General features: G+C 65.9%; 9 protein-coding genes and 1 pseudogene. 6 read left to right on the top strand and 4 right to left on the bottom strand.

Annotated features, from left to right (window positions below; genetic code table 11):
• Window positions 1-126: 126 nt before the first annotated feature.
• A complete protein-coding gene (locus tag ACFXN1_RS49165) occupies window positions 127-444 on the bottom strand; it encodes a tyrosine-type recombinase/integrase (protein ID WP_379440328.1) in 318 nt (105 codons plus the stop codon).
• Window positions 445-538: 94 nt separating this feature from the next.
• Here ACFXN1_RS49165 and ACFXN1_RS49170 point away from each other — a divergent pair, with 94 nt between their 5' ends.
• Window positions 539-688 (top strand): transposase, encoded by a 150-nt coding sequence (locus tag ACFXN1_RS49170; protein WP_379440330.1) that lies wholly within the window; start codon window positions 539-541, stop codon window positions 686-688.
• Between the two features lie 389 nt (window positions 689-1,077).
• Here ACFXN1_RS49170 and car read toward each other — a convergent pair whose 3' ends face one another.
• Window positions 1,078-4,596 carry a carboxylic acid reductase gene (car, locus tag ACFXN1_RS49175; RefSeq protein ID WP_379440332.1) on the bottom strand — a complete coding sequence of 1,173 codons (3,519 nt, stop codon included), beginning with the start codon at window positions 4,594-4,596 and terminating at the stop codon, window positions 1,078-1,080.
• A 188-nt stretch (window positions 4,597-4,784) separates the two neighbouring features.
• A complete protein-coding gene (locus ACFXN1_RS49180) occupies window positions 4,785-5,411 on the bottom strand; it encodes a TetR/AcrR family transcriptional regulator (RefSeq protein WP_379440333.1) in 627 nt (208 codons plus the stop codon).
• 112 nt (window positions 5,412-5,523) lie between these two features.
• Between ACFXN1_RS49180 and ACFXN1_RS49185 the strand changes: the two are divergent.
• From ACFXN1_RS49185 to ACFXN1_RS49205, 5 genes and pseudogenes are all read left to right on the top strand, one after another.
• Window positions 5,524-5,679, top strand: a pseudogene (locus tag ACFXN1_RS49185) (IS701 family transposase); the annotation flags it as partial.
• A complete protein-coding gene (locus ACFXN1_RS49190; RefSeq protein ID WP_379440335.1) occupies window positions 5,676-5,861 on the top strand; it encodes a hypothetical protein in 186 nt (61 codons plus the stop codon). The pseudogene ACFXN1_RS49185 and the gene ACFXN1_RS49190, both read left to right, overlap by 4 nt.
• 64 nt (window positions 5,862-5,925) lie before the next feature.
• Entirely contained in the window at window positions 5,926-6,369 is a 444-nt protein-coding gene (locus ACFXN1_RS49195; RefSeq protein ID WP_379440336.1) for an SRPBCC family protein, read from the top strand.
• A gap of 276 nt (window positions 6,370-6,645) precedes the next feature.
• Window positions 6,646-7,455 carry a tyrosine-protein phosphatase gene (locus tag ACFXN1_RS49200; protein WP_379440338.1) on the top strand — a complete coding sequence of 270 codons (810 nt, stop codon included), beginning with the start codon at window positions 6,646-6,648 and terminating at the stop codon, window positions 7,453-7,455.
• 208 nt (window positions 7,456-7,663) lie between these two features.
• Window positions 7,664-8,635, top strand: coding sequence for a hypothetical protein (locus ACFXN1_RS49205; RefSeq protein WP_379440339.1), 972 nt, complete (start codon window positions 7,664-7,666; stop codon window positions 8,633-8,635).
• A gap of 36 nt (window positions 8,636-8,671) precedes the next feature.
• Here the strand turns inward: ACFXN1_RS49205 and ACFXN1_RS49210 are convergent, their stop codons facing one another.
• Window positions 8,672-9,127 carry a hypothetical protein gene (locus ACFXN1_RS49210; RefSeq protein ID WP_379399819.1) on the bottom strand — a complete coding sequence of 152 codons (456 nt, stop codon included), beginning with the start codon at window positions 9,125-9,127 and terminating at the stop codon, window positions 8,672-8,674.
• Window positions 9,128-9,238: the final 111 nt, after the last annotated feature.

Consider the following 9,238-nt stretch of genomic DNA (forward strand, 5'->3'; position numbering starts at 1 on the left):
GTACGTCGAGAAGCGGTGGGACATGCAGCGGTCCTACGCGCACAAGCTGATCCGGGCCTGGGGGGTGGGGTCCCGCCTGCCCCCCCCCCCGCCCTCCCCCCCCCCGCTTCTTGTATCGGCTATCGCCTATGACTGCCCTCGGGATGCGCCGGCCGATGATGAGGTCCGTTCCTTGATGACCCCGGCGATGACGAGCCGAATGGATTCATCGGTGTCGGGCCACAGGTGCCCGTAAGTGTCGAGAGTGGTCTTCGCGTTCTTGTGGCGCATTCGCGCCTGAACGACCTTGATGTTGGCCCCGTGCGCAATCAGCAGCGACGCGAGGTAGTGGCGCAGGTCCTGGAATCCGAATCCCTCGGGCAGGCCAGCGATCTCGGGCTTGATCTCGCGCATCGCCCGCTCAATCTGCCAGGGCGGCACCGGCTTGCCGAAATCATCGGACACAACGCGCTCCCCCGGCCACTGGCGCACTGAGGTTCCCCCGGGGTAGTGGACACCGATTTAGCAGGGCGAGGGTCCTGCTGGAAGGATGTCCGTTATGCCTCCTCGCAAGCGCCGGTCGTATTCGACCGAGTACAAGGTCGAGGCTGCCCATCGGGTGATCGATTCCGGCCGCACGATCGCCGATGTCGCCCGCGAACTGGGCATCGACGCCGGCAGTACGCCGCCCCGAAGGCCGAGGCGGTGACCCTCACTGACACCACCATCGACGCGCCGCAACGGTTCGAGGTGGTGCGGATGGCCCGGCTTCTGGGAGTCTCGACATCGGGCTTCTTCGCGTGGCGCAAACGCCATCACCGAGATCCTCGAACGACCGAACCCGCTACGCCGACAGCGCAGCTATCCCCGAGTCATCAAACGAGCCGGTCGTCACAAGTTCCCACGAAAAGACCTGCAGCACAAGAACATAAACCACACCAGCCCCGCTGAGATCCGCCTACACCAGCGCGTAAGTTAACGGCATTGGCACTGAACTGCAACCGTTGCAACGCGCAATACCGACCGTCGATACCGATGTCAGGGATGTTGGCTAGGTTCCGGGGTGGGGCCTGGTGACGTGCCCCACCCCGGAACGCCTCATAACAGGTCGAGTTGGTTGAGGTCGTTGATGTATTTGACGATCAGTCCGGGGCTGATCTGCGGGATGTCGTGCCGGTCGCCGACTCCGGTCTCGCTGACGGCGAGCCGGAATTTCTCCGCCGGTGCGACTCCGCCGTTCACGGGGTTTTGCGGCTTTTCATAGGAATGCAGTAGCGGTAGGAGGGAGTGTCGGCGCTGTTTCTCCGGCAGGGCCTTGATCGCTGTTTCGAAACGGGCCAGCCAGTCGCCGTAGTCGTCCACCCGTTTGATGTCGTAGCCCGCGTCGATGAGCCAGTCGACGAAGGTGTCGAGCGAGATGCTGTCGTCGTGCGGGTTGATCAGGTGGTACGTGCGATAACCGTCCCGGTGCTGGATTCCGAGCGTGTCCACAGCCTGGGCGCTGAAGTCGACGGGCAGCCCGTCGTAGTGCGCGCGGGGGCGGGAGCCGTCCTCCTGCAGGCTGTAGAAGGACTTCGGTGCGAGGCCGGTGGCCACGACGCTGAGCATGAGCCGGGTGAAGATGTCGGGCACGTTGAGCTGGCCGGTGTAGGTGCTGTGGGTGAGGATCATGTCCGACCGGAATACCGTCACCGGTAGCCCGAACGCGTCGTGTGCCTCCCGGAGCAGAACCTCCCCAGCCCATTTGCTCATCGCGTACCCGTTGGCGTAGCCGTCGTGGATGTGCCGTACAGCGCTCATCTCGCGGATATCCGGGGTTTCGTCGAACCGTCCCGGTTCCATCTGGTCGGCGACACCGATGGTCGAGATATTGGTGAACGGCTTGAGCCTGGTGGTGATCGCCAGCCGGATGAGTTCGGCGGTGCCGAACACGTTCGGCCCGAACAGCTGGTCGTAGGGCAGTACGTGGTTGACGAGTGCGCCCGGGTGCATGACCACGTCGACTTCCTCGGCGAGCCGGTTCCACGTGCGCTCGTCGAGTCCCAGCCGTGGCGCGGCGAGGTCGCCCGCGAGCACCTCCAGATGCCGGTCGGCCAGTTTCCGGTAGTGATCAAGAAGTTCGGCGTCACCGGTGTCGAAGGTGTCGTCGAGCCGCCGGCGCGCTGCTGCGTCGTCGGTTCCGCGCACGACGCACACCAGTTTTCCTCCGTGTTCGGCGAGGCGTTCGAGCCAGTCGAGGCACATGAACCGGCCGAGGTATCCGGTCGCGCCGGTCAGGAACACGGTCCGGGGTTCGGCGTGTGCCGGGGGCGGCAACTGCTCGGCGGCTGTCAGGGTGTCGTGGTCGATGAACCTGTCCAAGCGCAGATCGCTCGCCCTGATCTCGATTGCGTCGGCACCGTGCACCGAGGCGAAGGTCGGCAGGGTGTCCGCGTCGGTCAGTTGGGCCGCGACGTGATCTACGATCGCGCGCAGGTCGTTGGCCGGGCTGATCACCACACTGACCGGTACCTCGACCTCGAAGATGTCCTTGAGCAGGTTCGAGAACGACAGCGCCGACAGCGAGTCCCCTCCCAAGTCGATGAAGCGCGCATCAGGACGGGTCTCCGAATCCGAGCAGCCGAGCATCGCCCGGGCCGCGCGGGCGATGGTCTCGAATATCGGCTGGTTCCGGCCGTCTGCACGCAACGTCCGAAGCTCCTCGGCTTCACTGTGCGCGAGCTCGGTGTACAGCTGTTCGAGCCGGTCGCCGTAGCGTTCGCGCAACCGGGGACGCAGGAGCTTTCTGATGTCGGAGAGCAGGCCGTTGGCCATGCTGAACGGTTCGGTTTCGATCAGGAAGTCACGCGGGATCTCGTAGGGCTCGAGCTCGGCATCCTTTGCCGTCTGCTGCAACGCCTCTATCAGCCGCGGCTTGAGCGCGTCCACGCTGCCCGCCTGTTCCAGCGCGTGCTCGGTCGGCACGATCACCGCGAGCAGATACGGCCGTTCGCTGTTGCCGTAGGGGTAGATCTGGCGAATGGACGGGTTGGCGGTGAACACCGACTCCACTTTGGACAGTGCGACGAACTCGCCCTGCGATAGCTTCTGCACATTGTTGCGCCGGTCGACGTAGCGCAGCTCTTCCGGGCCGGTTTCGGCCATGATGTCGCCCGTTTTGTAGAACCCGTCGTCGTCGAACATCGAGGCCGTCACGTCGGGACGGTTGTAGTAGCCGGGGAAGATGTTCTCGGTCTTGATCAGCAACTCGCCGCGCGGGTGTGGCCGGTCGGTGGCGAAGTACCCGAGTTCGGGGACATCGACGAGCTTGTAGTCGAGCACCGGGGGGCGGTCCAGTTTGCCGTCCACTAGCACGCTGCCGGACTCCGTCGAGCCGTAGCCCTCCTGCAGTGGCACACCGAGACACGATTGGGCGAACGCCTTCATCTCCGCGGAGATCGGTGCACTCCCTACCCGTCCGTGCAGAACCCGTCCGCCGAGCACGCGTTCCCTGAGATCCGCTTTCACGGCCGCGTCGAGTTGCTCGTGGTCGTCGAATTCCGCACCGCGCGTGTGCAGTTCGCTCTGGTACATCTGGAAGAGCATGTCGAAGACGCGAGGCACTGCGGCCAGTTCGGTCGGCCGCGCGAGTGCGATGTCCTCGAACAGCGTCGAGAGATCGGCGCGTGCGGTGAAGTAGTTGAGCCCGCCACGGCTGAGCGTGCCCAGGAGCGATGCCCGGCCCATCATGTGGCTCATCGGCATGTAGTTGATCGTGATCGCCGAGCTGTTCCGGTTGGCCATCGCCTCGCCGGTCCAGATCCTGCGCACCATGTGGTCGCGGTACATCACCCCCTTGGGGGTCCCGGTGCTGCCTGAGGTGTAGATCAGCAGGGTGAGCGGGCTCTCGCCGGGCTCGGGGGTGAACAGCGGCGCGGTCGGCAGGCCCGCCCCGGTGGTCGCGATCTCTTCCACGGTATCGATGCCCTGGCCGGTGCCGGCCAGGCGCCGGGCAGCCGTCGCCAGCGCTTCGCGGTCCTCGTCGAGGTCGGGATCGCTGTCGAAGACGAGGATCCGTGGTTTCGATTTCGCCGCGAGGGCCAGTTCGATCGCCTTGCCGAGGTAGGCGGGGCTCGTCGCGATCACATTCGGCCCGGTCTCGTCGACGATCGCCTGAAGCTGGGACACGCTGGCACTGTGCTGCAGCGGAACCGAGACGGCGCCGAGGCAGGTTGTGGCCAGGTCCAGCGTCAGGTATTCAGCGCTGGTGAAACCGATGGTGGCGATGAAGTCCGCGGGGCGGATGCCCTGCGCCGACCAGCCGGTCGCGACAGCGCGCGCCCGTTCCCATACTTCGCCGTAGGTCCGGGTTGTGAAGTCCTGCAGCAAATGCACTGTGTTCCGCCCGGTTTCGGGGTCGCGCACCAGTTCTGTTCGGCGCTGCGCGACCGCTGGGCGATCCCGGTACCCGGTCATGATCCGTTCCACGGTCCGCGCCAGCCCCAGACCGGGTTCGCGCGCAGCCGCACTGACCGTGTCTATCGGCAGCGCGCCTTGGAACTCACGGTCAGACGCTCTGAGCTCGGCCTCCAGCCGAGCAGCCCTCTGTTGGGTGTCTTCCGGTTCCTTCGTATTCACTCCATCACCAGCTTCTGTCACGAGCTTTTGTATCGGTCCAATGTGGTTCCAGGGGAGGGGGAATCGTCCTGCCCCTGCCCGGTCGTCCGCCGGGCCACCCCAGCCCCCATTACTTGACTGTACTGACAAGTAATGTAATTTGCACGGCTAACGAAATGTGACACTCGACTCACCGAGACAGGCGAAGGCTAGGCGCCGGTGTCGTCGCTTGCGGAGAGGCCGATCAGTGGCCAGAGCAGTTCGACACTGTCCCTCTCGGATTCGGCGGACGTCCCACCCGTCTCGAAGTGGTCGACGAGTTGCATCCCGTACAGCATCTTCGCAGCCTGAGCGCAGTCGACGTCGGCCCGGATCTCCCCGCGTTCTCGCATCGTCTCGAGCAGGTTGGTGATCTCTCGAACCGTGGGTTCGAGAAGACACTCCCTTAGCAGTTCGCCCAGTTCGGGGAGGCGGTGACTCTCGGCGAGGACGGTTGCGTGCAGCAGGCGCCGCTCGGGCTCGTCGCTTGGATGCAGCAGCTCCAGCAGGCGGATCAGCCGCTCCTTGGCCGGAAGATCGTTCCACGTACTCGGCATCTCCGGCAGCTTCCGCTCCAGTGTGCGGCGCACGGCGTCCACGACCAGTGCCTGTTTGGTTTCCCAGCGCAGGTACACCGTCGGCCGGGTGGTACCCGCGTCCGCGGCGATCTTCGCAAGCGACATGCCGCGGTAGCCGTGCTCGACGAGCCGGCGGATCGTCGCCTTGACAACCGCTTCCTCGACGCCCTGCGTCCGCGGGCGCCCCGCTGCCGGGGTCCGGTCGGTCAGTCCAGCCACGATCACCTCTGGGTCTGTTCTCGGACAAGCCGTCCCATCGTAGACGGGGCCTGCCTGAATTTCGGACTCTGGTGCACATTCGGTGCTCGCTGCGCGGCCCACCCTACCCGGCCAAGCCAAGGGCGAGGCCGGGCTCGATCACTACCAGGTCCGCAGCTGGCGGGCCTGGTACGCCCACATCACCCTGTCCATGCTCGCCCTGGCCTGGCTCGCGGCAACGAAAACCGTTGCGATAAAGGAGGACTCACCGACACTGACCAAGACATGATCGCGTTCACACTACCGGAGATCCGCCGCCTGCTCATCGCGTTCGTGCTCACCCGATTCCATCCCGCCGACCACATCTGGGCCTGGTCACGCTGGCGAGCCGCATCGCGGTTGGGGCTCCGCCCTTTCCGGACGTTGCCACAGCCGGGATCGACCGCCCCGGGGCGTGGCCGCGCCCGGTGAATGGGCAGGTTACGCGGGTAGTGCGCTACCCCGAAACGACCGGGTGCGGGCCTATGATCGGCGCATGCCTGTGGACGTGGTGACCACGATCGAGATCGCGCGGCCTCGGGGGCGGGTCGCGGAGTACACGATGGATCCGGCGAACGCCCCGGTCTGGTACAAGAACATCGGGTCGGTGGCGGTGCGGACGCCGGGACCGCTGGCGATCGGGTCCGAGATGGCGTTCGAGGCTCGGTTCCTGGGCCGTTCACTCGCCTACACCTATGCGGTGACCGAGTTCGAGCCGGGCCGCCTATTGGTCATGCAGACTGCTGACGGACCGTTTCCGATGGAAACCATGTACGTGTTCGAGAACACCGCGAGCGGCGCCACCATGGTGACCCTGCGCAATCGCGGTGAGCCTGCCGGATTCTCCCGTTTCGTCAGCCCGCTCATGGTGCCGGCCATGCGGCATGCCAATCGTCAGGATCTGAAGAAGCTCAAGGAAATCCTCGAAGCCACGCCGTGACGCCTCCGAGGGGTATCGAGCCGGGTAACTTGCCCATAGTTGCTTGCAAATTACTGGGGCACAAGGGCATTTATGGTGGTCCAGGCGTGGTCCCGGTGGGTGGGGTGGGAGGTTCGGTGGGTGGGAGGAACCGTGGGTAGGACTGCGGGGGACGCGTAAGCAGCCCTAGCGTCCCGGGCTGTGAAAACCAAACGTTTTGCACAACTTCGTGTTTCAGCGTTCGCTTTGACTGCTGTTGCCACCGCAGTGCTCGGTGTGGGAGGGCTGCCGACGGCCGTGGCTGCACCGATCATGCGGGCGGATGCCACCCAGATCACGCTGCAGGGGGCGGTCAATGTCCGGGATGTGGGCGGGTATGTCACCTACACCGGGGATCCGACCAGGTCCGGCAAGGTGATTCGGGCCGATGCGCTGAACAAGCTGACCGATGCCGATGTCCAGAAGCTGGGCACGCTGGGCATTCAGAAGGTGATCGATTTCCGCACGCAGGCCGAGGTGCAGGCGCAGGGTGCGGACCGGCTGCCGGCCGGGCTGACCGCAGTGGCGCGGCCCATCGACGACGGCGGCATGTACCTGAAGATGGCGCAGGCCATCGGATCCAAGGATCCGGTGCAGCAACAGGCCGCGCTCGGGGACGGCAAGGCCGAGCAGATGATGAAGGACGCCTATGTCAGCTTCCTGAGCGCGGATTCGGTGGCCAAGTTCGGTCAGACCATCAAGGACATCGCGGCCGCCAACGGGGCGACGCTCTACCACTGCACGGCGGGCAAGGACCGGACCGGCTGGATGACGTATGTGCTGCTGCGCGCGGTAGGTGTACCGGAGACCATCGCGCGCCAGGACTACCTGCTGTCGAACCAGTACCGCGCCGCGGCCGACGCCGCCCAGCGGGCCCAGCTGAAGGCGGCCGGGATCATGCAGAACCCCGACCTGCTGATCCCGCTGCAGGTAGTGAGTGACGAGTACCTGGACACCGCCGTCGACCAGATGAACCAGCAGTACGGCGATTTCGACCACTTCCTCACCAAGGGCCTGGGCGTGGACGCCGGCACCATCCTCCGCCTCCACCACAACCTGGTGGGCTGAGACCACCGCAACCGGGCCCCGTCGCAGCAGCTGCGGCGGGGCTCTGGTCATCCGGAAAGCGGCTCGCGGCCGGGTTGCGGCCCGATCCGCGCGAGTAGCAACAGCCGTCCGATTCAGGTATCGCGCTACCCGTGTCGGTGTGACCCGTTCGGCGCAGGATCGTAGTCGTCACAACCCTGTACGTCATTCATTTCGGGGGGTATGCACCATGAAGCGTCTCTCGGAACGCCGGCGGCTCACTGCCGCGGAGTTCGAGACCTGCACGGGCGAGTTCGAGCGGAGCGGTCGGTCCAGAGCCGCGACGACGCCACTGCGGACCGGTCGCGGCGTGGTCGCACTGCCGCGCCGGGGACGCGGCGAGCACGCACCGGGGCAACTGGCCGGATTCCTGCCGAAGGATATGCCGGTTCACACCCGCCCGCACACGGAAACCGTTGCACTGCAGGTGCATTCGCGCGGACTCACGGGTGACTGCCGGCCGCCGTTCGCGTCTACCGGCGACGGGCGGCACCTGCTGACCGACCACACCTGGCCGTGGATTCTGACCGGGCGGGTCACCAACAGTGACGGCATGGCGGGGTCCGGCGTGCTGGTCGGCGGCCGGCTCATGCTGACCGCGCACACTCTGCGGCCGAGCCGGAGCATCGCCCGGGGCAGCTGGTGGATGACCTTCTCGCCGCACTTCGACAGCGGCGCCGATCCGAACGCGCCGTTCGGTTCGAGCGATGTCAGCGATCTGGCGCACTACAACGCCGAGCGCGACACCGTATATGGTGCCGGGCACGACTTCATGCTGTGCCGCTTGTTCGAGCCCATGGGCCATCAGCTCGGGTTCCTGGGCGCCACCTCGTTCGCGGACAACTGGCGCGGGCTCCAGGTCTGGCACAGCATCGGCTACCCGGCCGACATGGGTGGCGGGACGCGTCCGGCGGTACGGATCAACCAGAGCGTGGAGCACGATCACGAGGACGACAACGGCCGGTACATCGAGACCGAGGCCGGTCTCGATCACGGCAATGCGGCTGGGCTCTTCTTCTCCTGGTTCGATGACGGCCATGTCCGGCTGTGCGGTGTTGTATCGGATGCGGAGAGCGTCGACGGCGATCTCGCCCATGCCCTCGCGAGCGGCGACGACATGGTGTCCCTGATCAATTGGGGTCGCTCCACCTGGCCCGCGTGAACCGGAAGAGCCGAGCATGCCCCGCCCGCAGGCAGATCAACGGCGGGGCGGCGCGGCGAACGCGGAGAGGTCCAGGGCGGTGGTCTCGGTCCAGCCGGTGGCGCGCAGGTCGTCGGGGGTGGGGACGCCGAGGGCCTCGTGCAGGCCGCGGGCAGCCGAGCGGGCCAGGTCCTCGAAGCCGGTGCGGGTGATCGGCCAGTGCATGGTGCGGCGCCAGTTCTCGATTTCGTGCTGGAGGGTGGGCGCGGTCCAGCCCAGCTCGCGCAGGAGGCGGTCGGCGGTCTCGGAAATCGGTTCGGCGAGATAGTAATTGCCGGTGAGTTCGGCGGAGAGTTTGATGTCGAACTGCTGGAATTGCACGTAGCGATTGCCGGTCGCGGCGAGGATGACGGTGGCGCGGGAGGGTAGTTTCGCAAGGCAGCCGGCCAGGCCGTGCACAAACACGTCCCAGTCGGTTGTGACAACTTGCAGGGGCTGGCTCCGGGTGCCCATCGCGGCCGATCATACGCCGTCAAAACACGGCGTCGGCGAAAAACCGTGGCGCCCAGTCCGATCAGCGGAAACCGCGGCGGCGTCGACTGGAGGACCGTCGCGGTTTCCGGG

It is taken from the genome of Nocardia sp. NPDC059154, from assembly GCF_042755705.1.
Lineage (GTDB): Bacteria > Actinomycetota > Actinomycetes > Mycobacteriales > Mycobacteriaceae > Nocardia.